The following is a 26,527-nucleotide window of genomic DNA, read 5'->3' on the forward strand; positions in this document are numbered from 1 at the left end:
TGGGTTCCCGCCTGCGCGGGAACGACTGCGATGGCGCCGTATTTAATTCATCACATTCAGTTCTTCGGTGCGGCGCGGCGGGTAGGTCTCCCACCGGCTGCATCCAGGGCACTGCCAGTAGAACTGGCGCGCCTTGAAACCACAGTGGCTGCACTGGTAGCGCGCCAGCTTCTGCGTATAGCCGTGTACCAGGTTCTTCACCATCGACAGTTCCGGCACCAGGTTGGCCGGCGCGTCCATCAGGCGCGCCTCCAGCAATTTGTCCAGGCCCAGCAGGGTCGGCGTGCGGCGCAGCTCATTGCTGACCAGCTGCTTGGCGGCGTCCACCCCGTCCAGCTCCAGCACCGCCTTGTACACCACTTCGATCAGGTCGATCGACGACGCCTGCTCCAGATACGATTTGAGCAGGTTGACGCCCTCCTGCGGACGGCCCACCTTGCGGTAGGCGTCCATCATGCGCTGCGCCACCAGCGCCGTGTGCGGCACGCTGATCTGCTCGACGCGGCGCCAGGTCAGCAGCGCGCCCTCGACATCGCCCTGCGCCAGCTGGGCGTCGCCGCTCAGCATGGTGGCGCGCACGTTGACGCGGTCCGCCTGCAGCGATTTCTCCAGCAGCGGCAAGGCCTGTTCGGGATGCATGTGCACCAGCGCGTCCTGCGCCAGCTCGCAGTAGAACTGCGCGACTTCCTTCTGGCGCGAACCGGCGCCCGACTCCTGCAGGCCCAGCGCCGCCTCGATGGCGCGCGGCCACTCCTTCTCGCGCTGGAAGATCTCCAGCAGCGCGCGGCGCGCCTGCACCGCGTACTGGCCGCTGACCATGGCGTTGAAGGTCTCCTCGGCGCGGTCCAGCAGGCCGGCCTTCAGGTAGTCCATGCCCAGTTCATACTGCGCGTGTTCCTTCTGCTCCTGCGGCAGGTCGGGCCGCGACAGCAGGTTCTGGTGCACACGGATGGCGCGCTCGGTCTCGCCCCGGCGGCGGAACAAATTCCCCAGCGCGAAGTGCATGTCGGCCGTTTCCGGGTCCATGCGGACGATCTCGATGAAGGCGTCAATGGCCTTGTCCGGCTGCTCGTTGAGCAGGAAGTTCAGGCCCTTGAAGTAACCGCGCGGCAGCGTGCGCGATTCCGACACCAGTTGGCGTATGTCGACGCGCGCGGCGACCCAGCCCAGTCCGAAGAAGACCGGAATACCCAATAACCACCAGAGTTCGAATTCCATGCTTTGTATTTTTTTATTGTGTGTTGACGCTGTCCGGCTGCGGCTGGGCGTTGGCCTGCAGCGCGGTCGTTTGCAGCGTGGTGATCGTGGTTTTGTGCTTGTTCGTTTCGCGGCGGTGGCGGAACACGGTGGGTGTCAGCGCCAGCACGCCCAGGAAGGCGCCGGCCACAAAGAAGCCCAGCAGCATCAGGACCAGCGGTCCGTGCAGATCATAGTGAAGGAAGAAATGCAGGTCGACTTCCTGCGTGTTCTTCAAGGCAAAGCCAAAAAACAAGACGAAAAGAACGAATCCAATGATAGTGGATATGAATTTCATCAGCTTGGTTCCTGTTCTGGATTTCTAAGAGCGCCAGTATGGCACCAGAAGTGCAACCCCGCAATGCGGCCCCAAGGGGTCAGACCCCGTACGGGGTCTGACCCCGGCATCCGGGGTGCGGGGTAACGCTCAATCAAAAGAAAAAAAAGCGGCATCCGTAGACGCCGCTTTTATTTTAACTCATCAGACGCTTCAGTCCTCAATGATCGGTTGCCCGACCATCGCGTCAACCCGCTCGCGCAATTGCTTGCCCGGCTTGAAGTGAGGCACCCGTTTTTCGGGCACCATCACCTTATCGCCCGACTTCGGATTACGTCCGATACGCGGTGGCCGGCTGTTCAGAGCAAAGCTGCCAAAACCGCGGATCTCGATGCGTTGACCAGTCGCCAAGGCGTTGGTCATCGCATCCAGAATGGTCTTGACGGCATACTCCGCATCTTTGGCCACCAGCTGAGAATAACGCTCAGCCAGGCGGTTGATCAATTCGGACTTAGTCATCGACTAGTTCTTAGTTCTTGTTATCGAACTTGGCTTTCAACAGCGCGCCCAGGCTGGTGGTGCCCGAAGCTGCGTTGTTGTCGGTCGCTGCCATCTTCTGCATGGCTTCCTGGGTCTCGACGTTGTCTTTCGCTTTGATCGACAGCTGGATGCTGCGCGCTTTGCGATCGATGTTGATGACCAGGGCTTCCACGGAATCGCCAACCTTCAGGTGGGTACCGGCATCTTCCACGCGGTCGCGGGAGATTTCGGATGCACGCAGGTAGCCTTCAACTTCTTCGGACAGTTGGATCACGGCGCCTTTAGGCTCAACCGATTTAACGGTGCCGGTGACCAGCGCGCCCTTGTCGTTCATGGCTGCGAAGTTGTTGAATGGGTCGCCTTCCAGTTGCTTGACGCCCAGGGAAACGCGCTCGCGCTCAACGTCGATGGCCAGAACGATGGCTTCCAGTTCGTCACCTTTCTTGAAGCGACGCACGGCTTCTTCGCCGGTTTCGGTCCAGGACAGGTCGGACAGGTGTACCAGGCCGTCGATGTTGCCGGCCAGGCCGATGAACACGCCGAAGTCGGTGATCGATTTGATCGCGCCACGGACTTTATCGCCCTTCTTGTGGGTCACGCCGAAGTCATCCCATGGATTTGCTTTGCACTGTTTCATGCCCAGCGAAATACGGCGACGCTCTTCGTCGATTTCCAGAACCATCACTTCAACTTCGTCGCCCAGCTGGACAACTTTGTTTGGAGCGACGTTTTTGTTGGTCCAGTCCATTTCGGAAACGTGTACCAGGCCTTCGATGCCTTGTTCCACTTCAACGAACGCGCCGTAGTCGGTCAGGTTGGTGACTTTACCGAACAGGCGGGTGCTCTGTGGGTAACGACGGGACAGACCGGTCCAAGGATCGTCGCCCAGTTGCTTAACGCCCAGGGACACACGGTTCTTCTCTTGATCGTACTTCAGGACCTTGGCGGTGATTTCCTGGCCAACGGTCAGCACTTCCGATGGGTGACGCACACGACGCCATGCCAGGTCGGTGATGTGCAGCAGGCCGTCGATACCGCCCAGATCCACGAACGCGCCGTAGTCGGTGATGTTTTTGACGACGCCGGTCACCACGGTGCCTTCTTTCAGGGTTTCCATCAGTTTCTGACGCTCTTCGCCCATCGAAGCTTCGATGACGGCGCGGCGGGACAGAACCACGTTGTTACGCTTGCGATCCAGCTTGATCACTTTGAATTCGAGGGTCTTGCCTTCGAATGGGGTGGTGTCTTTCACTGGACGGGTGTCAACCAGGGAGCCTGGCAGGAACGCGCGGATGCCGTTGGTCAGAACGGTCAGGCCGCCCTTGACTTTACCATTGACGGTACCGACGACGATTTCGCCCGATTCCATTGCTTTTTCCAGTGCCAGCCACGAAGCCAGACGCTTGGCTTTGTCGCGCGACAGGATGGTATCGCCGAAACCGTTTTCGAGCGATTCGATCGCCACGGAAACGAAGTCGCCTACTTTGACTTCCAGTTCGCCGTGGTCGTTCTTGAATTCTTCAACTGGGATGAATGCTTCCGATTTCAGGCCGGCGTTGACGATCACGAAGTTGTGATCCAGACGAACGACTTCAGCCGAGATCACTTCGCCCGAACGCATGTCTTGACGCGACAGGGATTCTTCGAAGAGGGCTGCAAAACTTTCCATATTAGACATTGTAACTTCCAGGTTACCAACAAGGCTCGCGATATGCGACTTCAGTTGGGTTAGGGTTAATAAACGTTGCGGCCATCAGAGCGACCGCAACACCAGCTATTTACCGATGGCCGCATACCACTGCAACACCTGGGCGACCGCTTCGTCAGCGGTCAAATTCGAGGTATCGAGCACATGCGCCCCCTCTGCGGGGACCAGCGGCGCGATGGCCCGGTTTGTATCCCGGTCGTCCCGCGCCTGCAAATCCATCAGTAGGTCTTCCATATTAGCAGAAATTCCTTTGCCAATCAATTGCTTATAGCGACGTTCGGCACGGGCCGCCACACTGGCGGTCAAAAACACCTTCAGCACGGCGTTCGGGAAGATCACCGAACCCATGTCGCGGCCGTCGGCCACCACGCCGGGCGCCTTGCGGAAACCCAGCTGCAGCCCCAGCAGCGCGTGGCGCACCGCGTGAAAGGTTGCTATTTTTGAAGCGGTGTTGCCGACCTCTTCGGCACGGATGGCCTCGGTGACGTTTTCGTGCGACAGGATGATGTCGCCGCCCTGGAAACTGCATTGCAGATGCTCGGCCAGCTTGGCCAGGGCGTGCTCGTCGGTCAGATCGGTGCCGCGGCGGATGGCCGACAGCGCCGTCAAACGGTACAGAGCACCCGAATCCAGGTAGTGGAAGCCGAGCTTATCGGCGACGCGGTGCGCGACGGTGCCCTTGCCGGATGCGGTAGGGCCGTCGATGGCGATGACTGGAATTGGGGAAGTTACCATTTAATTCACTTTGCTAATTTTGCTTATTTTGCTATCGCTGCAAATGCCGCGAAGTACTCGGGGAAGGTCTTGCCGACACATTTGGGATCGTTGATGCGCATGACATTGCCCTTGCGCGCCGCGCCGTCCAGCGACACCAGCGAGAAGCACATCGCCATGCGGTGATCGTCATAGGTATCGATGGTAGCAGGCGTGATCACGGCCGGCGGCGTGACCTTGATGTAGTCGACGCCCTCCTCCACGATCGCGCCGACCTTGCGCAGCTCGGTGGCCATGGCGGCGATGCGGTCGGTTTCCTTGACGCGCCAGCTGGCGATGTTGCGCAGCGTGCTGGTGCCGTCGGCGTACAGCGCGGCGATGGCGATGGTCATGGCGGCGTCGGGGATGTGGTTGAAGTCGGCGTCGATGGCTTTCAGCACGCCGTTCGATTTGGCTTCGATCCAGTTGTCGCCCATGGTGATCTGCACGCCCATCTGCTCCAGCGCGGCCGCGAAGCGCACGTCGCCCTGGATGCTGTCCTTGCCCACGCCTTCGACCCGTACCGGACCGCCGGCGATGGCGCCTGCCGCCAGGAAGTAGGAGGCCGACGAGGCATCGCCTTCAACGTGGATGGTGCCCGGCGACTGGTAGACCTGGCCGGGCTGGATGGTGAACGACTCCCAGCCGTTCTGCTCGACCGTCACGCCAAAGCGGCGGATCAGGTTCAGCGTGATTTCGATGTAGGGCTTGGAGATCAGCTCGCCGACCACGTCGATGCTGATGGCGTGTTCGCGCGCCATCAGCGGCGCCACCATCAGCAGCGCGGTCAGGAACTGGCTCGACACGTCGCCGCGCACCGACAGGCGCTGCGCGTGGATCTTGCCCTGCTTGATGTGCAGCGGCGGGAAGCCCGGGTTGCCGGTGTATTCGACGTTGGTGCCGGCGGCGTTCAGCGCGTCGACCAGGTCGCCGATCGGACGCTCGTGCATGCGCGGCACGCCGTGCAGCGTGTAGTCGCCACCGATCACGGCCAGCGCGGCGGTCAGCGGACGGATCGCGGTGCCGGCGTTGCCCATGAAGAGATCGGCCGATTTGTTCGGCAGCACGCCGGCCACGCCCTTGACGTGGTGGATGGTGCCGGTGGCGGTTTTCTCTTCGGTCCACTGCACGCCGAGGGAGCGCAGCGCGGCCAGCATGACGGCGGTATCGTCGGAGGCCAGCAGGTCGACGATGGCGACGTCGCCCTGCGACAGCGCCGACAACAGCAGGATGCGGTTGGAGATGGATTTGGAACCCGGCAGGCGCACGGCGCCCTGCACGTGGGCGACTGTTGGAAGATCGATAAATTCGTGGGTCATACTGTTTCCTTATGCGGCGGCCCCAAAACCGTCGCCCTCGCGAACGCGGGGGCCCATAGAACGCTAGCTCAGTATGGATTCCCGCTTTCGCGGGAACGACGGCGTTGCGGCCTCCTGTTAATCTGCCTTGTCCTGCGACGGCGGCGCCTCGGCCGCCTCGATCGCTGTAATCCACTGGTGGCGGGCGCGCTGGGCGTTGCCGTACACGCTCTCCAGCCCTGCCCCGTCACCGGCGGCCAGACGGGCGCGCAGGCCCGTCAATTGTGCCAGATAAGAATCCAGCTCCGTCAACAATGCCGACTGGTTGGCCAGGCTAATGTCGCGCCACATTTCGGGCGACGATCCCGCGATCCTTGTGAAATCGCGGAAGCCGCTGGCCGCATACTGGAACAGTAAATCTGCATGCGGTTTGTTCGCGATGTCGTCCACCAGCGCATACGCCAGCAAATGCGGCAAATGGCTTACGGCGGCAAACACCTTGTCATGTTCTTGCGGCGTCAAACGATGGATGATCGCATCGCAGGCGCGCCACGCGGCGGCCACACGCTCGACATCCTGCGCCGGATTTTCATCCAATGCCGTCAGCACCACCTTCTTGCCGACGTACAGATCATCGATCGCCGCCTCGGGACCATTGGTCTCGCGGCCGGCGATCGGATGGCCCGGCACGAACTGGCCGATCTTGCCGCCCAGCGCGCGCCGCGCCGATGCCACCACGTCGGACTTGGTGCTGCCCGCGTCGGTGACCACGGTACCCGGCTGCAGATGCGGCGCAATCGCCGCCAAGATCGCCTCGGTCTGCGCCACCGGCGCCGCCAGCAGCACCAGATCGGCGCCGTCCAGCGCCTCACGCATGTCACCGCCGATGACGTCGATGATGCCCAACTCCTGCGCGCGCTTCAGCGAGGCGGCGGACCGCCCCATGCCGACCACGCTGCCGACGGCGCCGACCTTCTTCAGCGACCGTGCAAACGATCCGCCGATCAGGCCCACGCCAAAGATGACGACCTTGTTCAACATGGGCATTATTGCGCCAGTGCCTTGGTCAATGCCGCGATCAGCACCGCGTTCTCCTGCGGCAGGCCGATCGAGACGCGCAGCCACTCCGGCAAGCCGTAGTTACCGACCGGACGCACGATCACGCCCTGCTTCAGCAGCGCCAGGTTGACGCGCGCGCCGGCGCCCACGTCGTCGCCGACCTTGACCAGCACGAAATTACCGTACGACGGCACGTATTGCAGGCCCAGTTTGTCGAACGCTTCGGTGAACTGCTGGTAGCCGGCGGCGTTGTTGCTGGCGCTCTGCTCCAGGAAGGCCTTGTCGTTCAGCGCGGCGATGGCCGCTGCCTGCGCCATCGAGTTGACGTTGAACGGCTGGCGGATGCGGTTCATCAGGTCCGTCAGCGCCGGCTGGGCGATGCCGAATCCCACGCGCAGACCGGCCAGGCCATAGGCCTTGGAGAAGGTGCGCGAGACCAGCAGGTTGGGATACTTCTTGACCCACGAAGCCGATTCGAACTGGTTTTCCTCGGCCAGGAATTCGTTGTAGGCCTCGTCCAGCACCACCACCACGTTGGCCGGCACCTTGTCCAGGAAGGCCTGGATGTCGGCGGCCGGGATGAAGGTGCCGGTCGGGTTGTTCGGGTTGGCGATGAAGACCAGGCGGGTGTCTTCCTGGATCGCGGCCAGCATGGCCGGCAGGTCGTGACCGTAGTCCTTGGCCGGCACCACGATGTGGCGCGCGCCGACGCCCTGCGTCGCCAGCGCGTACACGGCGAACGAGTACTGCGCATACACCACCGACTGGCCGCGCTCGACGAAGGCGTGGGCGGCGATTTCCAGGATGTCGTTGCTGCCGTTGCCCAGCGTGATCCAATCGGCCGGCACGTCGTAGCGCTTGGACAGCGCGCCCTTCAGGTCGAAACCGTTGGCGTCCGGGTAGCGGCCCAGGTCCGCGGCGGCGGCGGTCATCGCCTGCACTGCCGACGGCGGCACGCCGAACGGGTTCTCGTTCGACGCCAGTTTGACGATGGCCGCTTCATCGAGGCCGAATTCGCGCGCGACTTCCGCAATCGGTTTACCGGCTTGGTAAGGAGCGATGGCGCGGACGTATTCCGGGCCGTAGTTCTTGGACATGGTCTCTCTCTATTGAATAAACGATTAAGTCAGGCTGACCGGGTAGGAACCCAGCACCTTGAAGAAGGCCGCATTGCTTTGCAATTCTTCCAGCGCCTTGGCCACGCCGGCGTCCTGCACATGGCCTTCGACGTCGACGTAGAAGTAGTATTCCCACGTGCCGGTGCGGGCCGGACGTGATTCGAAGCGCGTCATCGACACGTTGTGCTGGGCCAGCGAACCAAGCAGGCGGTAGATCGAACCCGCCTTGTGCGGCGCGGCCAGCGCCAGCGAGGTGCGGTCCTGGCCCGACGGGCCGGCCTGCAGCTGGCCGATCACGGCGAAGCGGGTGCGGTTGTGCGGGTCGTCCTGGATGTTGGCCTTGACCGTGCCCAGGCTGTAGCGCACGCCGGCGCGCTCGCCGGCGATGGCGGCGATGCTGTGGTCGTCGCGCGCCATGCGCGCCGCCTCGGCGTTGGACGACACGGCGCGGCGTTCGATCTCGGGGTAGTTATTGTTCAGCCAGATCTGGCACTGCGCCAGCGCCTGCGCGTGGGCGCAGATGGCGGTGACGCCGTCCATATTGCCGGTGCCCGTCAGCAGGCTGTGGCGCACCGCCAGCGACACCTCGCCGCTGATCGACAGCGGCGTATGCAGCAGCAGGTCGAGCGTGCGGCCGATGGCGCCTTCGGTCGAGTTCTCGACCGGCACCACGCCGAATTCGGCGGTGCCGGCCTCGGTGGCGCGGAACACCTCGTCGATCGACGAGCAAGGCAGCACGTCGACGGCGGTGCCGAACTGCTGGTACGCGGCCTGCTCGGTGTAGGTGCCGGCCGGGCCGAGGAAGGCGATGGTGACGCGCTTCTCCAGCGAGCGGCAGGCGGACATGATCTCGCGCCAGATGGTTTGCAGCTCGGTGTCGCCCATCGGGCCGGGATTGCGCTCTGCCACGCCGCGCAGCACCTGCGCCTCGCGTTCGGGACGGAACACCGGGGCGTTGGTCTCGGCCTTGACGTGGCCGACTTGCTGCGCCACTTTGGCGCGCTGGTTCAACAGGTCGAGGATCTGCGCATCGATGGCGTCGATCTGCTCGCGCAGGGGGGTAAGTTTATCGGTCATAGTTGGCGTATTTATCTGCTGACGTCCGCGGCACAGTTTAACCCGCACTGCGGCGACCAGGGGTCTGTCCCCGCACGGGGACAGACCCCGCCTGGCCGGGTTTGACGTTGGGGCTCAATCATAGTCTGGCGAATTCGTTCAGGTAGTCGACCAGGGCTTGCACACCTTCAATCGGCATCGCGTTGTAGATCGATGCGCGCATACCGCCGACGGACTTGTGGCCCTTCAGTTGCAGCAGGCCGCGCGCTTTGGCGCCGGCCAGGAATGCTTCGTTCTTGCTTTCATCCTTCAGGTAGAAGGGAACGTTCATGCGCGAGCGGTTGGCTTTCGCTACGCGGGTTTCATAAAAATCGCTGGCGTCGAGCGCGTCGTACAGCAGCTTGGCCTTGGCGATGGCGCGCTTCTCCATCTCGGCCACGCCGCCCTGCTGTTTCAGCCACTGGAACACCAGGCCGGCGATGTAGATGCCGTAGGTGGGCGGCGTGTTGTACATCGATTCGTTGCCGGCCACCAGCTTGAAGTCGAACGCCGACGGGCAGGCCGGCAGCGCCTTGCCCAGCAGGTCCTCGCGCACGATGACGATGGTGACGCCGGCCGGGCCGATGTTCTTCTGCGCGCCGGCGAAGATCACGCCGTACTTCGACACGTCGACGCGGCGCGACAGGATGTGCGAGGACATGTCGGCCACCAGCAGCACGCCCTCCTGCGGCGCCGGCACGCCGGCGTCGAAATCGAACTCGATGCCGTCGATGGTCTCGTTAGTGCACATGTGCAGGTAGGCGGCGCCGGGCGTGAGCTTCCACTCCGACTGCGGCGGCACCGACGTCATCGACGAGGCGGCGACGTTCACGTTGGCGTACTTGGCGGCTTCCTTGATGGATTTGCCCGACCACGAACCGGTGTGGATGAAATCGATGGTCGCTGGCTGCGGCTTGTGGCCGACGAGGTTCAGCGGGATCAGGGCGTTCTGCGACAGTCCGCCGCCCTGCATGAACAAGATCTTGTAATTGTCCGGTACTGCCAGCAGCTCGCGCAGATCGCGCTCGGCTGCCTTGTAAATCGAAATAAACTCCGGTCCGCGGTGGCTCATCTCCATGACGGACATGCCGCTGCCATGCCAGTCCAGCATTTCGGCAGCGGCTTGCGCCAGCACTTCCTTCGGCAATACGGCGGGGCCGGCCGAAAAATTATAGATATGAGTCACGTTGCGATCCTTATTTTGCGTTTTGTTTTTCCTGCAGCTTCTGCATCACCGGGCCGATGCGGCGCGTGGCGATCTGCTGGCCGATCTGCATGGCTTCAGCCGTCAGCTTGGGCATGGTGGCCAGCATCTTGGCGCCGATCGGCGTGCGGTAGAAGGCGGTGATCTGTTTCAGTTCGTCGGCGCTGTAGGTGCGCGCATACAGCGGCACGCTTTCGGTCATGATTTCTTCGATCATCCCCGGGTCGGTGATCACGCCTTGCAGCGTGGCGACGACGGCCGGCAATTCGGCCTCCATCTTCGCCGTTTCCGCCGCCTTCTGCTCGGCCGTGGTCTTCGGATTGTTCTTGATGGCGGCTTCCGCGCCGGCGCGCATGGACTGGCCGATATTCAGCGACATCTGCTGCATGATGCCGGTCATCATGGTGCGGTAGTTCATCGCCTCGAACAGCTCGCGCGCGGCCGCGGTGGAGGCGGCGTCGGCTTGCGCAAAGGCTGGAGCGCCAACCAGGGCGAAGGCGGTAACGATACTTGCTACAATTTTTTTCATAGTCGTCTCGGAAGTTCGTTCAAAAATAAAAAGCGGGACCAGTCTTATTGTCGCATTTATCCGCGCAATAAACCTGACCCCGCTCTCCCCGGACCTGGGTCCGGGCGGTGTGTGCTAGGACTTACTCAGCTTGAGCTTCGTCTGGCTTGGCATCAGGACCCGGTTCCAGCTCGACTTCGTCGATGTCGGTCTCCACCACGCGCTGCAGGCCGGACAGCTTGGTGCCGTCTTCGACCGCGATCAGGGTCACGCCTTGCGTGGCGCGGCCCATCTCGCGGATCTCGGATACGCGGGTGCGGATCAGGACGCCGCCGGTGGTGATCAGCATGATCTCGTCGGTCGAATCGACCAGCGTGGCCGCCACCACCTTGCCGTTGCGCTCGGAGGTCTGGATCGCGATCATGCCCTTGGTGCCGCGGCCGTGGCGGGTGTACTCGGTGATCGGGGTACGCTTGCCGAAGCCGTTCTCGGTTGCCGTCAGCACCGACTGCTGCTCGTTTTCCGCCACCAGCAGCGCGATCACGCGCTGGCCCTCGTCCAGGTTCATGCCGCGCACGCCGCGGGCGTTGCGGCCCATCGGACGCACATCGTTCTCGTCGAAGCGCACCGCCTTGCCGGCGTCGGAGAACAGCATCACGTCGTGCTGGCCGTCGGTCAGCGCGGCGCCGATCAGGAAGTCGCCCTCGTCGAGGTCGACCGCGATGATGCCGGCCTTGCGTGGATTGCTGAAGTCCTTCAGCGGCGTCTTCTTCACGGTGCCCAGGCTGGTCGACATGAACACGTAGTGGTCTTCGGGGAAGGTGCGGTTATCGCCGGACAGCGGCAGGATAACGGTGATCTTCTCATTGTCGGCCAGCGGGAACATGTTGACGATAGGCTTGCCGCGCGAGTTGCGCGAACCTTGCGGCACTTCCCACACCTTGAGCCAGTACATGCGGCCACGGTTGGAGAAGCACAGGATGTAGTCGTGCGTGTTGGCGATGAACAGCTGGTCGATCCAGTCTTCCTCTTTGGTCGCCATGGCCTGCTTGCCGCGTCCGCCGCGCTTCTGCGCGCGGTACTCGGAAATCGGCTGCGCCTTCATATAGCCGGTGTGCGACAGGGTCACCACCATGTCCTGCGGCGTGATCAGGTCTTCGGTGCCCAGGTCGGTCGCGTTGTGCTCGATGTTGGAGCGGCGCGGGTCCTTCTGCGGGTCGCCGAATTCGTTGACCACGTGGGTCATCTCGTCGGTGATGATGGTGGTCACGCGTTCCGGCTTGGCCAGGATGTCCAGCAGGTCGGCGATTTCGGCCATCACGTCTTTGTACTCGTTGACGATCTTGTCCTGTTCCAGGCCGGTCAGGCGTTGCAGGCGCATCTGCAGGATTTCCTGCGCCTGGTCGTCGGACAGCTTGTACATGCCGTCGGTCTGCATGCCGTAGTGCTTGGGCAGGTGCTCCGGACGGAAGGCGTCGATGCCGCCCACGGTGCCGCCTTCGCCGGTACGGGCCAGCATCTCGCGCACCAGCGACGAATCCCACGAGCGTTCCATCAGGCCGGTTTTCGCGACCGGCGGGGTCGGCGCGGCCTTGATGATGGCGATGAAATCATCGATGTTGGCCAGCGCCACGGCCAGGCCTTCCAGCACGTGGCCGCGCTCGCGCGCCTTGCGCAGCTCGAACACGGTGCGGCGCGTGACCACTTCGCGGCGGTGCGACAGGAAGCAGCTCAGCATTTCCTTCAGGTTCAGCAGGCGCGGCTGGCCGTCGACCAGCGCCACCATGTTCATGCCGAAGGTGTCCTGCAACTGGGTTTGCTTGTACAGGTTGTTGAGCACCACTTCCGGCACTTCGCCGCGCTTCAGCTCGATGACCACGCGCATGCCCGACTTGTCGGACTCGTCGCGGATGTCGGAAATGCCTTCGAGCTTCTTGTCGCGCACGTTTTCGGCGATGCGCTCCAGCAGCGATTTCTTGTTGACCTGGTACGGCAGCTCGTCAACGATGATGGCCGTGCGGCCGCCGTCCTTGCCGTACTCTTCGTAGTGGGTCTTGGCGCGCATCACCACGCGGCCGCGGCCGGTGCGGTAACCGTCGCGCACGCCGGAGACGCCGTAGATGGTGCCGCCGGTCGGGAAGTCCGGCGCCGGGATCAGTTCGATCAGCTCGTCGATCGAGCAGGCCGGGTTGCGCAGCACGTGCAGCGCGCCGGCGATCACTTCGTGCAGGTTGTGCGGCGGGATGTTGGTCGCCATGCCGACCGCGATACCGGACGAGCCGTTAATCAGCAGGTTCGGGATGCGGGTCGGCAGCACCGTCGGTTCTTTTTCCTTGCCGTCATAGTTGGGCTGGAAGTCGACGGTTTCCTTGTCGATGTCGGCCAGCAGCTCGGCGGAGATCTTGTCCAGGCGGCACTCGGTGTAACGCATCGCCGCGGCGCCGTCGCCGTCGACCGAGCCGAAGTTGCCCTGGCCGTCGACCAGCATGTAGCGCAGCGAGAAATCCTGCGCCATGCGAACCAGCGTGTCGTAGATCGACGCGTCGCCGTGCGGGTGGTACTTACCCATCGTCTCGCCCACCACACGGGCGCATTTGACGTAAGGGCGATTCCACACGTTGTTCATTTCGTGCATCGCGAAGAGGACCCGGCGGTGCACCGGCTTGAGGCCGTCGCGCACGTCCGGCAAGGCGCGGCCGACGATCACGCTCATGGCGTAATCGAGGTAGCTCTTGCGCATCTCTTCTTCGAGGGAAATAGGGATTGTTTCTTTTGCGAATTGATCCATTGGCGGGTCGACTGATCTTTGACTGTGGTTTATTAAGCAATGTATGCCGCACTTACTGCATTTCTAGCGCCCCTCACTACGGACAGGCAAGCGTGCGATTTTAGCATGCGCGCACAGCAACCAGCACAATTCCGGCGCCGCGCCCCGCCGCCGCAGGGCCGGCACGTTGTAACGCCATGTAATATTCATGACACATTACTCAATTATTATCGATAATCACGTTGCAACAAAACAACATTTTGGTCGGAATCAAAAAGGAGTCGTGTTGGACCCTTTTCACGCCCAAAGATCGCTTGTGGCAAAATGGATTAGAAGTTAATTGCTCGTTTCGCAATCGGGAGACAGGCGCGACGCCCCTGCGTGGTAGAATTCGCCCCACGTATTACTACGTCGCGCAGTTTTTCTGCGGATATCACCCCCGAAAGGAAGAAAAATATGAAGAAACTGATTTCGATGTTGGCCGTGTCGGCCGCATTTGCCGGCTCGGCTATCGCCCAAACCGCGCCTACCGCTCCTCCATATGCGCCTGTTACCCAGGACATCAAAGCGGCAACCCCTAAGAGCGCCTATGTTCAGGATGCACGCGGCGTCATCGCCCGTGACCCGTTCGGCCTGTGCTGGCGCACCGGCTACTGGACCCCGGCCGATGCCGTTCCAGGTTGCGATCTGCCACTGTGCACCGAGCCAGAGAAACTGGTTGACGGCAAGTGCGTCGCTCCAGCCGCTCCAGTCGCTCCAGCACCAGTAGCACCAACCCCAGCACCGGCACCTAAGCCAGCCGCTGCCGTGCCTACCGCACAAAAAGTCAGCTTCGCAGCCGACGCGTTCTTCGACTTCGACAAAGCCGTTCTGAAACCAGAAGGCAAGGCGAAACTGGACGACGTGACCTCGAAACTGGGTTCGATCAACCTGGAAGTCATCATCGCCGTCGGCCACACCGACTCCGTTGGTAGCGATGAATACAACCAGAAGCTGTCGGTACGCCGCGCTGAAGCCGTCAAAGCCTACATCATCTCCAAAGGCGTTGAAGCTAACCGCGTGTACACCGAAGGCAAAGGCGAGAAGCAGCCAGTTGCAGACAACAAAACTGCAGAAGGCCGCGCCAAGAACCGTCGCGTAGAAATCGAAGTAGTCGGCACCAGCAAGTAATTGCTTGTCCCGCAGTTCGAAGCCCCGCTCCGGCGGGGTTTTTTTTTACCCCGCACCCCGCGCGCCGGGGTCGGACCCCACAGGGGTCCGACCCCTTTTTGTGCCGTGCGGGGTAAAATAACGAGCCTACCCAACACGACCACGCACATGAACGCCGATCCCTTAGAACTGCAAAAATTCTCCGACCTGGCCCACCGCTGGTGGGATCCGACCTCCGAGTTCCGCCCGCTGCACGAGATCAATCCGCTGCGGCTGGAGTGGATCAACGCGCGCGCGCCGCTGGCCGGCAAGAAGGTGATCGACATCGGCTGCGGCGGCGGCATCCTGAGCGAATCGATGGCGCGCAAGGGCGCCACCGTGACCGGCATCGACCTGTCGGAAAAAGCGCTCAAGGTGGCCGACCTGCACAGCCTGGAATCGGGCGTGGCGGTGCGCTACAAGCTGATCGCCGCCGAAGAGATGGCGGCCCAGGAGCCGGGCCAGTTCGACGTCGTCACCTGCATGGAAATGCTGGAGCACGTGCCGGACCCGGGCGCCATCGTGCGCGCCGCCGCCACCCTGGTCAAGCCGGGCGGCCAGGTGTTCTTCTCGACGCTGAACCGCAATCCCAAGGCCTACCTGTTCGCCATCCTGGGCGCCGAGTACCTGCTGCGCATGCTGCCCAAGGGCACCCACGACTACGACAAGTTCATCACGCCGTCCGAGCTGTCGCAATACATCCGCAGCGCCGGTCTCGACGTGCAGGGCTTCAAGGGCATGGGCTACAATCCGCTGACCAAGATCTATTCCCTGAACGACGACACCAGCGTCAACTACCTGGTCGCCACCACCCGTCCGCTGTAAAGTCCCTATGAACCAGATCACTCCTCCGCGCGCCATCCTGTTCGACCTCGACGGCACGCTGGCCGACACCGCCCCCGACCTGGCGGCCGCCGTCAACCTGCTGCGCACCGAGCGCGGCCTGGAGCCGACCGCCTACGAACTGCTGCGCCCGACCGCCTCGGCCGGCGCGCGCGGCATGATAGGCGCGGCCTTCGGCCTGAAGCCGGAGGACGACGGCTTCATCCCGCTGCGCGACGGCTTCTTCGCCAACTACCAGGCGGCGATGGCGGTGCACAGCACGCTGTTCCCCGGCATCGTCGAGCTGCTGGCCGGCATCGAGCAGGCCGGTCTGCAATGGGGCATCGTCACCAACAAGCCGTCCCGCTTCACCGATCCGCTGCTGCCGCAGATCGGCCTGGCGCACGCGGCCTGCGTGGTCTCGGGTGACACCACGGCGCACGCCAAGCCGCACCCGGCGCCGCTGTTCGAGGCTGCCGCCCGCCTCGGCCTGGCGCCCGAGCAATGCTGGTACGTGGGCGACGACCTGCGCGACATCCAGGCCGGCAAGGCCGCCGCCATGCCAACCATCGCCTGCGGCTGGGGCTACTGCGGCCCGGTCGAACCGCAAGGCTGGCAGGCTGACTACCTGTTTGATAGCCCTTCGCAATTATTACTGTTATTACAAGGGGCGTTGTCCGGCGGATCCGAGTTGGCCGCGTAAGATTAGCGATTTTGCATTTGATAACGCTAACCGTTGTATAGACGAGTCAATGAAAACGCTGCCATTTGAACAGGCACACTAATCGGTTGTTCAGGCAGTTTAACTACGCAATAATCGGCCCCGACTGCGTAGTATTACTTATTTCCTGCAAGCCACAATCTCGCTGAATGGGAAGGGAGACAGTCACCACACTATCTCAACTTTCCAATCAGGAGTTTTATGACTTTTCCTGAGCTGGCTGCCACGACCTCGCAGCCTCACTCTGAGCAGTTCGCTGTCTTAGCCTCTCCATCGACCGCACCGGGCGCCCCGCAAAGCTGGACCGTCAGCGTGGCCAACGCCAAATTCCACTGGTACGACCTGGTGGCCGGCTTCCAGCAAGCCGCGGACATCCGCGACCCGATCGGCCGCTACCAGCGCCGCATGCAGTTCGAGCTGGAGGCGGCCGCGGCCCAGCGCCACCTGTTCTTCGCCGTGATCCGCCCGCGCGTGCGCTTCGACATCAAGGGTGCGATCCAGTGGGGCTTCTTCTCGCTCAAGCTGACGCTGCCGCTGCTGATGGGCGCGGACGAGGCCAGGGAAAGCATCACCATCGAGCTCAAGGTGCCGTTCGCGGCCACCATGAAGAAGCCGACCGTGACGCTGACGCCGAACTTCGTCACCCTCAACTGGGGCGGCCTGGTCGAGGCGCTGTCGATCCATGACATCCTGCAAACCTACGCCCACACGCTGAAGATCCCGGGCAAGGTGGTGTATGTCGGCCAGACCCGCGACGACGAGGCCCGCCTGGGCAAAGGCCGCCTGCCGGCACTGCAAAAGCTGCACGCCCAGCACAGCGAGCACTTCGACACGCTGCTGCTGGTGCAGCAGCTGGACGTGCAGGTCAGCTGCGCCGACGGCGACCCGGCCGACGCCTCGCACAACGCCCACCCGCTGGCGGCCGACACCCTGCAGGCCGAACGCATGGACGTCATCGAAGCGGCGCTGTCCCACTACTTCGAGGGCGCCAACGCCCGCAGCCGCAACCAGGAGCAGCGCCTGCTGCGCGCCGCCCGCGTGACCGAAGTCCAGGCCGAACACAACCTTGACCAGTTCACCATCGACCTGCACTACGAGGATGCCGGCCGCTACCAATACCTGTGCTCCGAGCATGTGGCCAGCGCCAGGCGCCACCTGCTGAGCTGCCACATCGTCAACGGCCAGGCCATGGCCTCGCCCATGCCGTTGCCGCCGGCGGCAAAAAACGCCAAAGCCTAGGTTCCGCTCGCCGGCGCGCGTGCGCGCCGGCCGTAGCAGTGTTACATTGTGAGGAGAATTCACACCGTACTTACTTGCTATATGGAAATATTCGCAGGGACGTACTATACTGTGGGCAACCAATACCCGAGACCCTGGAGCGCACGCCATGACGAGCGATTACAAAGCCATAATCGCTGATGACGACTACCCCGATCCTTCGCCCGATGAATTGGGCGTGGGCGCACTATTCGCCGAAGCGCCGGAGCCGTTCCACGACTTGATCGCCCCGCCGGTCGAGCCGCTCGACGAGCTGCTGCCGCTGATGCCGCAGCGCACCAGCGCGCCGCAAACCTGGGCGGTGACCGTGGCCGACGCCAAATTCCACTGGTACGACTTGGTGGCCGGCTTCCCCGAGATCCCCGACATCCGCGACCCGGTCGGCCGCCACCTGCGCCGCATGCAGTTCGACCTGGAAGCGACGATGGAAAAGCGGCTGATCTTCTTCGCCATCAACCGTCCGCGCGTGCGCTTCGACACCAGCCGCAGCACCAGCTGGGGCTTCTTCTCGCTCAAGCTGACGGTGCCCATCCTGGTGGGCGCCGAGGAAAAGCGCGACAGCCTCACCATCGAACTGGAAGTGCCGTTCGCCGCCACGCTGAAGAAGCCGACCGTGGTGGTCACCGACCGCTTCATCACCCTGAACTGGGGCGGCCTGATCGAGGCGCTGTCGATCCACGACGTGCTGCAGCACTACGAGAACGGGCTGACCTTCCAGAGCAAGGTGCAATACGTCGGCCAGACCAAGGACCCGCTCGGCCGCCTGGCGCGCGCGCGCCTGCCGGCGGTGCAGCGCATCCACCAGCAAAACAGCGACAGCAACGACATGCTGCTGCTGATCCAGCGCATGAACGTGGAAGTGATCTCCGACGACGGCGACCCGGCCGAACTGCCGGCCAACGACAACCCGGTGGCGGCCGACGTGCTGCTGAAGGACCGCATCGACGTCATCGAATGCGCGCTGATACGCTACTTCGAAGGCCCGGAGATGCACGGCCGCAGCGACAAGGAAGCCGAGATCCGCAAGCAGCGCATACGCCAGATCAAGGAAGCCAACAAGCTGGACATCTTCCGCATCGACTTGCGGCTGGAGGATCCAGGCAAGTACCACGACCTGTACTCCAAGCACGCGCCGGTGTCGCGCAACCACATCATCGACTGCACCATCGTCGACGGCGAAGTGCTGGTCACGCGCGTGCTGGACAAACCCAAGCCTTAAACGGCGCCCAGCGCCTGCTCCAGATCGGCCAGCAGATCGTCGCTGTGCTCGATGCCTATCGACAGCCGCACCGTATCCACCGTCACCCCGGCCTTGGCGAGTTCCTCCTCGTTGAGCTGGCGGTGCGTGGTCGACGCCGGATGGCAGGCCAGCGACTTGGCATCGCCGATGTTGACCAGCCGCGTGAATAGCTGCAGCGCATCCTGGAAGCGCGCCCCGCCCTCCACACCGCCCTCGACGCCGAAGGTCAGCACGCCGGACGGCCGTCCGCCCAGGTACTTCTGCGCCAGCGCGTGATCGCGGTGCTCTTCCAGACCCGCATAGTTGACCCACTTGACCTTGGCGTGACGGCTGAGGAACTGCGCCACCTTGCGCGCGTTGTCGGTGATGCGCTCCATGCGCAGCGCCAGCGTCTCGATGCCTTGCAGGATCAGGAAGGCGTTGAACGGCGAGATCGCCGCGCCGGTGTTACGCAGCGGGACCACGCGCGCGCGGCCGATGTAGGCCGCCGGCCCCAGCGCCTCGGTGTAGACCACGCCGTGGTAGGACACATCCGGTTCGTTGAGGCGCTTGAAGCGCTGCTTGTGCTCGGCCCACGGGAACTTGCCGGAATCGACGATGGCGCCGCCGATCGAATTGCCATGGCCGCCCAGGTACTTGGTCAGCGAATGCACCACGATGTCGGCGCCGTGCTCGAAGGGACGCAGCAGGTAGGGTGTGGCGACGGTGTTATCGACGATCAGCGGCACGCCGTGCTTGTGGGCGATGGCGGCGATGGCCTCGATGTCGGTGATGTTGCCGAGCGGGTTGCCGATCGATTCGATGAACACGGCCTTGGTGCGCTCGTCGATCAGGGCGTCGAACGAGGACGGGTCGCGGGCGTCGGCAAAGCGGGTGCTGATGCCGAACTGCGGCAGCGTGTGGGCGAACAGGTTGTAGGTGCCGCCGTACAGCGCCGAGGCCGAGACGATGTTGTCGCCCGCCTCGGCGATGGTCTGGATCGCGTAGGTGACGGCGGCCTGGCCCGAGGCCAGCGCCAGCGCCGCCACGCCGCCCTCCAGTGCGGCCACGCGTTGCTCCAGCACGTCCTGGGTCGGGTTCATGATGCGGGTGTAGATGTTGCCGGGCACCTTGAGGTCGAACAGGTCGGCGCCGTGCTGGGTGTCGTCGAAGGCGTAGGCGACGGTCTGGTAGATCGGCACCGCCACCGCGCGCGTGGTGGGGTCGGGTTTGTAGCCGCCGTGGACGGCGATGGTTTCAAGTTTCATGTGGTCTCCGCGATGAAGTTACAAAAAAATCATCTTTAAGAATAGAACAAAATCGCGGAGGGGCCAAGGAATTTAATCGCGCTTGAATATGCGGAATCCGGCCTCAACCTCCCGGCTCGGTCAACACCGACAGTTTGGTCACGCCGGAGCGCTGAATGTTAGCGATCACCTTGGCCACCGCGCGGTACGGCACGCCCTGGTCGGCTTGCAGACTCAGTGCCAGTTCCGGGTCCCTGGTCACCAGTTCCTTCAGTTCCGGCTCCAGCGCCGCCGGCTCCACCTCGCGCTTGTCGATGAAGATCTTGTTGCCGCCGTCGATGCTGACCGTCACCGTCTTCGACGGATTGGCCGGCGTGGTGGTGGAGGTCTTGGGCAGGTTGATGCGCACCGCGTTGTTGAGCAGCGGCGCGGTCAGGATAAAAGTCACCAGCAGCACCAGCATCACATCCACCAGCGGGGTGATGTTGATCTCGCTGACCACGTCGCTACTGTCTCTACCGGTCGAGAAGGCCATTATGCGTATGCTCCCTGTTGCGGCGCGCCGGACGGACGGGCCGTCTGCGGCACGGCCCTTGATGCGGGACGCGTGACGCGGAAGCCGTTCTTCTGCGCCAGGTTGACGAAGTCGGTGGCGTAGTTATCCAGTTCGGCGGCCGTCACCTTCAACCGGCGCACATAGAAGTTGAACGCCAGGACCGCGGGCACCGCCACCGCGATGCCGACGCCGGTGGCGATCAGCGCCTCACCGATCGGGCCGGCCACCACGTCGATGCCGGCGGAGCCGCTCTTGCCGATCGCACCCAGCGCATGGATGATGCCGAACACGGTGCCGAACAAGCCGACGAACGGCGCCGTGCTGCCGATCGACGCCAGCACCGCCAGCCCGCTTTCGAGCGACTGGTACTCCTTCTGGATTTGCTGGCGCAGATGGCGTTCCAGCAGCTCCTGCCTGTCCCAGCTGTGTTCCAGGTCGCTGCTGGCGTCGCCCGATTCGCTCACATGCAGCGCCGCGAAACCGACATTGGCCAGCCGCGATTTCGGACTGGCGTCGCTGGCCAATGCGCTGGCCGCGTCCAGCGTGCTGGCGCTCCAGAACTGCCGTGTAAATTGTTTATCCCGTTTCCCGAGGCGGTAGTGCTGCACGCCCTTGGCCAGTATCAACACCCAGGTAATGACGGAGAACAGCACCAATGCGTAAAGGGCGCCTTGGACGATAAGATCTAAGTAGTAGGAAGACATGGATAGCGCTCTCAGTTAAAAAGGATTAGGAAAGTTTGAAATTCAGCGGAACCTTGACCCAGCCGTCGATGGGCGTCTGGCCGCGTTTGGCCGGGTCGAAGGACCACGCCAGCACCGCCTTGACGGCGGCGTCGTCGAGGATCTTGTGGCCGCTGGATTTGTCGACGGCGACGTTATCCGGCTTGCCGGAAGCGAGTACGTGCACCTTCAGCACCACCTGCCCTTGCAGGCCGCGGTCCTGCGCCAGCGCCGGATAGTCGGGCGCCGGGTTGCTGCGGTAGCCGGCGTAGCCGCGCGGCTCGGTCACAGGTTCCGGTGGCGGCGCCGGCGCGGCGGCGACAGGCGCAGGCGCAGGCGGGGCCGGTGTCGCCACCTGTACCGTGCTGGCGCCTGGCGGGCCGTCGTCCACCGGCGCCTGCGCCACCACTGGCACTTGCGGCGGCGCCTTGGCCGGCGCGGGCGCCACCTTGGCCACCTGCTGCTGCACCTTAGGCGGTTCGGGCGGTGGAGGCGGTGGCGGTGCGAACTCGATCGCCAACGGCTCGGCCGCTTTCGGCGGCAGCGGATCGATCCGGCCGCCCTGCTGCAGGGCGACGATCACGCTCGCATGCAGCAGTACCGCCACCCCGACCAGCGCGGCCAGGCCACGCTTGTTGCCTTTGGCGGCGATGGTACCCGCTCGCGATATCGCCACGCTCACCGGCAGCGCGGGCGCGATCACCGGCGCGGGCCGCGCCTGGCGCCTAACCGCTGCGCGTCGTGGCGAATAATTAATGCTCTCAAAAGTCAGTGCGGTCATGAAGAGGCCCTTTCGATTGTGTGACTAAATTCGTTGATATCGCTGTTCACCATCGAACAACACCGCTGGCGAAAGCCACGACCGCGAAGGCGAACGCGATCGACAGCAGCAGCGCCGGCCAGCTGCCCTTGGCCGCCGAGGCGCCGGCACGTACTTCTTTCCAGCCCGTGACCATCGGCTTGACCAGGTTGTCCTTCTTGATGAACACGTAGACCAGAATCGCCGCGATATGCACGGCCAGCACCGTCAGCAGCACATAGGCCAGCAGCTTGTGCACGCCGGTGAGGCGGTTTGCCAGGCCCTCCTCCACCAGCGCAAACAGCGGACCGGTGAAGGCGATGTCGTCGTTGCCGAACAAGCCGGTCCCCGCCTGCGCCACCAGCAATCCAAGCAAGGCAAACACCGACAAGGCGCCGAGCGGATTGTGGCCCTGCCCTTTCCAGCGGCCGCGCAGATAGGCGCGCAACCCGGCGCCGGACGGCAGGAAGTTGACGAAGCGCGCATACGTGGAGCCGGCAAAGCCCCACGCCAGCCGGAACGCCACCAGGCCCAGGATCGCCAGTCCGGCCTTGCCATGAACTTCCATCCAGTCGCCGCCGATCTCGCCGCTGATGACAGCGACTGTCACTGCCAGCACCAGCGACCAATGGAATACGCGCGTCGGCAGATCCCAGACCAGGATGCGCTTTTTCACCGCAACGGCTGGCAGCACTTCCTCAAAGGTGGCGCGCTTGTTCATGATGCGACTCAGTTAGGCGCGGCGGCGGCGACCTGCTTGGCCGGCGCGGCGATGCGGACGATCTTGCCGCCCTGCGCTTCATAGTCTTCGGAACCGGCGGCGCCTGCAACCTTGTAGCCCTTGGCAGTCAGCAGGTCGCCAACGGCGCCCGCGCGGTGCGCGTGGTTGGAGACGGTGACGATGACGCGGTCCTTGGGTATATAGGCCAGCTGGCTTTCGACATCCTTGGCCTGGATATTCAGGAACACCGGGAAGCTGCCTTTGGTGGTCACCTCGTCCGGGCGACGCACGTCGAGCACCACCAGCTTCTCCGGCTTGGCCAGCAGCGCGTCGACTTCGGCACGCTCCAGTTGCTTGGTCTTGTAAGTCCACGGCTGCGGCGCTTGTTGCGCCCATGCGGATACGGTGGCGCTCAGCGCCAGGGCCAGTGCGGCGATGCGAATTTTTTTCATGGTATCGATGCTTTCAAAGTGATTGAGTGAGATGCCTGCCCAGCCACTTCCGCAACTATCGTGCCAAGCCTGCCGATGTGGCACAAAGCCTGTATTGGCGGGCTTTGTGGGATTTTCCGTCGCAGCGCCGGTGCTGTCAGGTCACCAGAAACGGAAACAGGGCTGCTGCGAATTCAACAGCCCTTTCGGCGCTTCCTTACACTGGCGCTGCCAGACGCAAAGGCGAAATTCCAGCCAGATACTGATGCTTAACCATATGTGTTAATCGTATAAACGATTTCTCCGCGATGGCACGCTACTTGCGGAATGGAGGTCAATACCACCGCCATCGTCAGGAGAACAAAGTAATGAGTAAAGCGCATAACGTCTTACCTAAACACTTCCGAGCGGCGCCGCTGGCGGCCGCAGTCGTTGCCGCACTTGGGCTGCTGTCGTCGGGCGCCCTGCGCGCCGCCGACACGCCGACCATCGCCGAGCTGCAAGCCGAAATCGCGCGGCTCAAGCAGGCCTTGGCCGCTAAGGAAGGCGCGGTCGCGCAGCCTGCGCCCGAAGCCGCCCCCGCGCCAGCCATTGCCGCCACAGAGGAAGAACCGCAAGCGCTGGGTGCCGTCACCGTGCGCGCCAAGCGCAAGATCGAACTACTAAAGGACGTGCCGCTGTCGGTATCCGTGGTCACCGGCGCGGAGCTGGACCGCGAGCTGGCGCAGGACCTGAGCGCCATCACCAAGCGCAGCGCCGGCATCCAGTTCAACCAGAACAACACGCGCGGTGCCTCGCTGTCGATACGCGGCCTGGGCAAGCGCTCCTTCACCGAAACGCAGGACCCCAGCGTTGGCATGGTGGTCGATGGCGTCAGTTACGGCCTGTCGCAGCTGGCCAACTTCGATTTCTACGACGTCGATTCGGTCGACGTCACACGCGGTCCGCAAGGCACGTTGGGCGGCAAGGGCGCCAGTTCCGGCGTGGTCAGCATCAACACCAAGCGGCCTTCGTTCTATCCAAGCGCCGACTACCAGATCACCTACGGCCAGCGCGACACGCTGATGGCCAAGGCCAATCTGGGCGGTCCTATCATCGACGACCTGCTGGCCTGGCGCGGCTCCTTCCTGGTCGACCGCAGTCGGGGCTACTACGTCAACAACTTCGACAGCAACTACAGCCTGTATAACAAGAACCGCGTCAGCGGCCGTACGCAGTTCCTGTTCACGCCCAGCGCCGATTTCAACGCCCGCATCAGCTTCGACCTGGAGCCGCACGCGCCGCAAGTGCAGAACGGCCTGACCTTCTACAAGGACCAGCCGGACCGCTTCGCCGACGGCTCGCTGACCGACCCTAGCGGCACCACCACGCGCGCCAAGCTGGCCGGCTACACCAACGCCAGCGGCGCCTACACATCGGGCCGCGCGTGGTTCGCAGGCCGCGATTTCAACGGCACGCCCTACACCTACGCCAACAACTACATCGGCGACAACAAGCTGAACTTCAACGAGAACCAAGGCCAGATAGTCCACAACAAAGGCGGCCAGATCGACCTGACCTGGAACCTGCCCAACCACACGCTGACCTCCATCACTGCCACCCGCAAATACACCTTCGACGCGCATAACGACGAAGGCACGCCGTTCGACATCAACCGCAACGGCGGCGGCGGAGTCGACTACCAGCAGTTCAGCCAGGAGCTCAAGCTCAAGTCCAAACCCGGCGGCGTATTCGACTACGTGGCCGGGCTGTTCTACCTGAAGACGAAAGACGATATCGCCTCGAAATCCGGCTGGGGCTCGGACGCCGGCGCATGGTTCGCCACCACCGCGCAATACAACACGCTGGACCGCCTGGCGGGCACCAATCGCGGCGCCGGCCTGGCGCTGCTGAAGGATGCGCTGGACGATACGCTGGTCAAGGGCGACACCCTGGTCGACACCAAGAGCAGCGCCATCTACGGCAACGGCACCTGGCACGCCACCGATGCCGTCAGCCTGAACGCGGGCCTGCGGCTGACGCACGAGAACCGCACCACCACCGACCTGCGCGTGCTGACCGCCAACGGCGCCGGCGCAGCGCTCAATCCGGTGGCGGTACGCGGCGTGCAGCTGGGCGGCTTCAGCTCCACCGCCAGCGGCGCGCTCGCCGCCGGCAACAGCGCCGCGCAGGTGGCGCTGGCTGACGCGGTGGCCAACCGCTACTTCGGCGCCGCCTCGTATGGCGCGCTGAGCGCCGCGCAACTGGCGCAGGTGGCCGCCGCCAAGGCGCTGCGCGCCGGCCAGGTCGGACAACTCATCGGCGGTATCACCAGCCATTACGACGACAACCTGGTTACCGCCACCCTGAGCCCCAGCTACCGCTTCAGCGACAACGTCACCGGCTATACGTCGTGGCAATATGGCGAGAAATCCGGCTCCGCGCTCAACGTCAACGGCCTGTCGGCCAACGTGCGGCCTGAGAAGACCAATGCCTTCGAAGTCGGCCTAAAATCGAGCCTGCTGCATAACACACTGATACTCAACGCCGACCTGTTCCAGATGAATATCCGCGACTACCAGTCGACGGTGCGGGTGGTGGACGACTTCACCACGCAGACCAACATCGCCAACGGCCAGGCCAATCCGACCGCGTATGTGACGGCGCAAGGCAACGTGCCCAAGGTGCGGGCGCGCGGGCTGGAACTGGACGCGATCTATTCCGGCATCCAGAACCTCAGCATCCGCGTGGCCGGCGCCTACACGGACGCGCGCTACATCAGCTTCCCGCTGGCGGCCAAGCCGGACGAACTGGCCTACCTGGCGGCGCCGTACGTCGACCAGAGCGGCCTGACGCTGCCGGGCGTGGCCAAGTGGACCGGCAACGTCGGCGCCGAATACCGCCTGCCGGTGTGGGGCGACAAGCAGTTCCACACCAGCTTCACCACGGCCTTCACCAGCCGCTATAACAACACGGATACGCTGTCGGACTATGGCTACGTGCCGGGCAACGCCATCACCGACGTGTCACTGGGCCTGACCTTCAAGAGCGGCTTCGACGTCAGCCTGATCGTGAAGAACGCCACCGACAACCGCGCGCACGAACCGGCGTGGACCAGCTATGCGCCGAATCCGTATCCGCGCTGGTTTGGCATAACCTTCAGCGGCAAGCTGTAATCGCAGCAGCGGCCTGCTGCCGATTCAACAGCAGGCCGCCGCAACTGACCGCGCAGCAGCAGGCGCCCTTCCCGCCTGCGACGCAATTCCCAATCAAATCAAACA

General features: G+C 63.4%; 24 protein-coding genes. 6 read left to right on the plus strand and 18 right to left on the minus strand.

Annotated features, from left to right (window positions below):
• Nucleotides 1–42: 42 nt before the first annotated feature.
• The 12 genes from lapB to gyrA all read right to left on the minus strand — a co-directional run bounded on the left by lapB (nt 43) and on the right by gyrA (nt 13,584).
• Nucleotides 43–1,218: a lipopolysaccharide assembly protein LapB gene (lapB, locus tag ACEN9O_RS00885; RefSeq protein WP_495615789.1), complete on the minus strand. Its 1,176-nt coding sequence runs from the start codon at nt 1,216–1,218 to the stop codon at nt 43–45.
• 13 nt (nt 1,219–1,231) lie between these two features.
• On the minus strand, nt 1,232–1,534 hold the full coding sequence (locus tag ACEN9O_RS00890; protein ID WP_495615790.1) for a LapA family protein: 303 nt from the start codon (nt 1,532–1,534) through the stop codon (nt 1,232–1,234).
• 192 nt (nt 1,535–1,726) lie between these two features.
• The gene (locus tag ACEN9O_RS00895; protein ID WP_008446215.1) at nt 1,727–2,032 is read right to left on the minus strand and encodes an integration host factor subunit beta; all 306 of its coding nucleotides are present in this window, start codon (nt 2,030–2,032) and stop codon (nt 1,727–1,729) included.
• Nucleotides 2,033–2,042: 10 nt separating this feature from the next.
• Entirely contained in the window at nt 2,043–3,722 is a 1,680-nt protein-coding gene (rpsA, locus tag ACEN9O_RS00900) for a 30S ribosomal protein S1 (protein WP_020705490.1), read from the minus strand.
• 105 nt (nt 3,723–3,827) lie between these two features.
• Nucleotides 3,828–4,496, minus strand: coding sequence for a (d)CMP kinase (gene cmk / locus ACEN9O_RS00905; protein ID WP_495615791.1), 669 nt, complete (start codon nt 4,494–4,496; stop codon nt 3,828–3,830).
• A gap of 23 nt (nt 4,497–4,519) precedes the next feature.
• A complete protein-coding gene (gene aroA / locus ACEN9O_RS00910; RefSeq protein WP_495615792.1) occupies nt 4,520–5,833 on the minus strand; it encodes a 3-phosphoshikimate 1-carboxyvinyltransferase in 1,314 nt (437 codons plus the stop codon).
• A gap of 117 nt (nt 5,834–5,950) precedes the next feature.
• Nucleotides 5,951–6,853 (minus strand): prephenate dehydrogenase, encoded by a 903-nt coding sequence (locus ACEN9O_RS00915; RefSeq protein ID WP_495618409.1) that lies wholly within the window; start codon nt 6,851–6,853, stop codon nt 5,951–5,953.
• A 5-nt stretch (nt 6,854–6,858) separates the two neighbouring features.
• Nucleotides 6,859–7,968 (minus strand): histidinol-phosphate transaminase, encoded by a 1,110-nt coding sequence (gene hisC / locus ACEN9O_RS00920; RefSeq protein WP_495615793.1) that lies wholly within the window; start codon nt 7,966–7,968, stop codon nt 6,859–6,861.
• A gap of 24 nt (nt 7,969–7,992) precedes the next feature.
• Complete coding sequence (pheA, locus tag ACEN9O_RS00925; protein ID WP_495615794.1) at nt 7,993–9,066, minus strand: prephenate dehydratase; 1,074 nt, start codon at nt 9,064–9,066, stop codon at nt 7,993–7,995.
• A 118-nt stretch (nt 9,067–9,184) separates the two neighbouring features.
• A complete protein-coding gene (gene serC / locus ACEN9O_RS00930; RefSeq protein WP_495615795.1) occupies nt 9,185–10,270 on the minus strand; it encodes a 3-phosphoserine/phosphohydroxythreonine transaminase in 1,086 nt (361 codons plus the stop codon).
• A 10-nt stretch (nt 10,271–10,280) separates the two neighbouring features.
• Complete coding sequence (locus tag ACEN9O_RS00935; protein ID WP_495615796.1) at nt 10,281–10,817, minus strand: DUF2059 domain-containing protein; 537 nt, start codon at nt 10,815–10,817, stop codon at nt 10,281–10,283.
• 121 nt (nt 10,818–10,938) lie between these two features.
• On the minus strand, nt 10,939–13,584 hold the full coding sequence (gene gyrA / locus ACEN9O_RS00940; protein ID WP_495615797.1) for a DNA gyrase subunit A: 2,646 nt from the start codon (nt 13,582–13,584) through the stop codon (nt 10,939–10,941).
• A gap of 435 nt (nt 13,585–14,019) precedes the next feature.
• Between gyrA and ompA the strand changes: the two genes are divergently transcribed.
• The 5 genes from ompA (at nt 14,020) to ACEN9O_RS00965 (ending at nt 18,791) form a co-directional block, all read left to right on the plus strand.
• On the plus strand, nt 14,020–14,733 hold the full coding sequence (gene ompA, locus ACEN9O_RS00945) for an outer membrane protein OmpA (protein WP_495615798.1): 714 nt from the start codon (nt 14,020–14,022) through the stop codon (nt 14,731–14,733).
• Between the two features lie 147 nt (nt 14,734–14,880).
• Entirely contained in the window at nt 14,881–15,576 is a 696-nt protein-coding gene (gene ubiG / locus ACEN9O_RS00950) for a bifunctional 2-polyprenyl-6-hydroxyphenol methylase/3-demethylubiquinol 3-O-methyltransferase UbiG (RefSeq protein ID WP_495615799.1), read from the plus strand.
• A gap of 7 nt (nt 15,577–15,583) precedes the next feature.
• On the plus strand, nt 15,584–16,276 hold the full coding sequence (locus ACEN9O_RS00955) for an HAD-IA family hydrolase (RefSeq protein ID WP_495615800.1): 693 nt from the start codon (nt 15,584–15,586) through the stop codon (nt 16,274–16,276).
• 219 nt (nt 16,277–16,495) lie between these two features.
• Nucleotides 16,496–17,533 carry a hypothetical protein gene (locus tag ACEN9O_RS00960; RefSeq protein WP_495615801.1) on the plus strand — a complete coding sequence of 346 codons (1,038 nt, stop codon included), beginning with the start codon at nt 16,496–16,498 and terminating at the stop codon, nt 17,531–17,533.
• A gap of 148 nt (nt 17,534–17,681) precedes the next feature.
• A complete protein-coding gene (locus tag ACEN9O_RS00965) occupies nt 17,682–18,791 on the plus strand; it encodes a hypothetical protein (RefSeq protein WP_495615802.1) in 1,110 nt (369 codons plus the stop codon).
• On the opposite strand, the gene ACEN9O_RS00970 is transcribed toward ACEN9O_RS00965, so the two are convergent.
• The 6 genes from ACEN9O_RS00970 to ACEN9O_RS00995 form a co-directional block, all read right to left on the minus strand.
• Nucleotides 18,788–20,059 (minus strand): O-acetylhomoserine aminocarboxypropyltransferase/cysteine synthase family protein, encoded by a 1,272-nt coding sequence (locus tag ACEN9O_RS00970; RefSeq protein ID WP_495615803.1) that lies wholly within the window; start codon nt 20,057–20,059, stop codon nt 18,788–18,790. The genes ACEN9O_RS00965 and ACEN9O_RS00970 overlap by 4 nt on opposite strands.
• Nucleotides 20,060–20,162: 103 nt before the next feature.
• Nucleotides 20,163–20,573, minus strand: coding sequence for an ExbD/TolR family protein (locus ACEN9O_RS00975; protein WP_495615804.1), 411 nt, complete (start codon nt 20,571–20,573; stop codon nt 20,163–20,165).
• Nucleotides 20,573–21,298 (minus strand): MotA/TolQ/ExbB proton channel family protein, encoded by a 726-nt coding sequence (locus ACEN9O_RS00980; RefSeq protein ID WP_495615805.1) that lies wholly within the window; start codon nt 21,296–21,298, stop codon nt 20,573–20,575. The genes ACEN9O_RS00975 and ACEN9O_RS00980 overlap by 1 nt, the downstream gene beginning before the upstream one ends.
• Before the next feature lie 25 nt (nt 21,299–21,323).
• The gene (locus ACEN9O_RS00985; protein ID WP_495615806.1) at nt 21,324–22,097 is read right to left on the minus strand and encodes an energy transducer TonB; all 774 of its coding nucleotides are present in this window, start codon (nt 22,095–22,097) and stop codon (nt 21,324–21,326) included.
• Between the two features lie 46 nt (nt 22,098–22,143).
• Nucleotides 22,144–22,836 (minus strand): cytochrome b/b6 domain-containing protein, encoded by a 693-nt coding sequence (locus ACEN9O_RS00990; RefSeq protein ID WP_495615807.1) that lies wholly within the window; start codon nt 22,834–22,836, stop codon nt 22,144–22,146.
• 8 nt (nt 22,837–22,844) lie between these two features.
• On the minus strand, nt 22,845–23,288 hold the full coding sequence (locus ACEN9O_RS00995; protein ID WP_495615808.1) for a rhodanese-like domain-containing protein: 444 nt from the start codon (nt 23,286–23,288) through the stop codon (nt 22,845–22,847).
• Nucleotides 23,289–23,635: 347 nt separating this feature from the next.
• Here ACEN9O_RS00995 and ACEN9O_RS01000 point away from each other — a divergent pair, with 347 nt between their 5' ends.
• Complete coding sequence (locus ACEN9O_RS01000; protein WP_495615809.1) at nt 23,636–26,422, plus strand: TonB-dependent receptor; 2,787 nt, start codon at nt 23,636–23,638, stop codon at nt 26,420–26,422.
• The last annotated feature ends 105 nt before the right edge of the window (nt 26,423–26,527 follow it).

The sequence above is a fragment of the Duganella sp. Dugasp78 genome (assembly GCF_059491455.1).

What these genes read in the sequence shown, in the direction of transcription:
- lapB (WP_495615789.1), bottom strand. Translation starts at nt 1,218, where the DNA reads ATGGAATTCGAACTCTGGTGGTTATTGGGTATTCCGGTCTTCTTCGGA.
- ACEN9O_RS00890 (WP_495615790.1), bottom strand. Translation starts at nt 1,534, where the DNA reads ATGAAATTCATATCCACTATCATTGGATTCGTTCTTTTCGTCTTGTTT.
- ACEN9O_RS00895 (WP_008446215.1), bottom strand. Translation starts at nt 2,032, where the DNA reads ATGACTAAGTCCGAATTGATCAACCGCCTGGCTGAGCGTTATTCTCAG.
- rpsA (WP_020705490.1), bottom strand. Translation starts at nt 3,722, where the DNA reads ATGGAAAGTTTTGCAGCCCTCTTCGAAGAATCCCTGTCGCGTCAAGAC.
- cmk (WP_495615791.1), bottom strand. Translation starts at nt 4,496, where the DNA reads ATGGTAACTTCCCCAATTCCAGTCATCGCCATCGACGGCCCTACCGCA.
- aroA (WP_495615792.1), bottom strand. Translation starts at nt 5,833, where the DNA reads ATGACCCACGAATTTATCGATCTTCCAACAGTCGCCCACGTGCAGGGC.
- ACEN9O_RS00915 (WP_495618409.1), bottom strand. Translation starts at nt 6,853, where the DNA reads ATGTTGAACAAGGTCGTCATCTTTGGCGTGGGCCTGATCGGCGGATCG.
- hisC (WP_495615793.1), bottom strand. Translation starts at nt 7,968, where the DNA reads ATGTCCAAGAACTACGGCCCGGAATACGTCCGCGCCATCGCTCCTTAC.
- pheA (WP_495615794.1), bottom strand. Translation starts at nt 9,066, where the DNA reads ATGACCGATAAACTTACCCCCCTGCGCGAGCAGATCGACGCCATCGAT.
- ACEN9O_RS00935 (WP_495615796.1), bottom strand. Translation starts at nt 10,817, where the DNA reads ATGAAAAAAATTGTAGCAAGTATCGTTACCGCCTTCGCCCTGGTTGGC.
- gyrA (WP_495615797.1), bottom strand. Translation starts at nt 13,584, where the DNA reads ATGGATCAATTCGCAAAAGAAACAATCCCTATTTCCCTCGAAGAAGAG.
- ompA (WP_495615798.1), top strand. Translation starts at nt 14,020, where the DNA reads ATGAAGAAACTGATTTCGATGTTGGCCGTGTCGGCCGCATTTGCCGGC.
- ubiG (WP_495615799.1), top strand. Translation starts at nt 14,881, where the DNA reads ATGAACGCCGATCCCTTAGAACTGCAAAAATTCTCCGACCTGGCCCAC.
- ACEN9O_RS00955 (WP_495615800.1), top strand. Translation starts at nt 15,584, where the DNA reads ATGAACCAGATCACTCCTCCGCGCGCCATCCTGTTCGACCTCGACGGC.
- ACEN9O_RS00960 (WP_495615801.1), top strand. Translation starts at nt 16,496, where the DNA reads ATGACTTTTCCTGAGCTGGCTGCCACGACCTCGCAGCCTCACTCTGAG.
- ACEN9O_RS00965 (WP_495615802.1), top strand. Translation starts at nt 17,682, where the DNA reads ATGACGAGCGATTACAAAGCCATAATCGCTGATGACGACTACCCCGAT.
- ACEN9O_RS00970 (WP_495615803.1), bottom strand. Translation starts at nt 20,059, where the DNA reads ATGAAACTTGAAACCATCGCCGTCCACGGCGGCTACAAACCCGACCCC.
- ACEN9O_RS00975 (WP_495615804.1), bottom strand. Translation starts at nt 20,573, where the DNA reads ATGGCCTTCTCGACCGGTAGAGACAGTAGCGACGTGGTCAGCGAGATC.
- ACEN9O_RS00980 (WP_495615805.1), bottom strand. Translation starts at nt 21,298, where the DNA reads ATGTCTTCCTACTACTTAGATCTTATCGTCCAAGGCGCCCTTTACGCA.
- ACEN9O_RS00985 (WP_495615806.1), bottom strand. Translation starts at nt 22,097, where the DNA reads ATGACCGCACTGACTTTTGAGAGCATTAATTATTCGCCACGACGCGCA.
- ACEN9O_RS00990 (WP_495615807.1), bottom strand. Translation starts at nt 22,836, where the DNA reads ATGAACAAGCGCGCCACCTTTGAGGAAGTGCTGCCAGCCGTTGCGGTG.
- ACEN9O_RS00995 (WP_495615808.1), bottom strand. Translation starts at nt 23,288, where the DNA reads ATGAAAAAAATTCGCATCGCCGCACTGGCCCTGGCGCTGAGCGCCACC.
- ACEN9O_RS01000 (WP_495615809.1), top strand. Translation starts at nt 23,636, where the DNA reads ATGAGTAAAGCGCATAACGTCTTACCTAAACACTTCCGAGCGGCGCCG.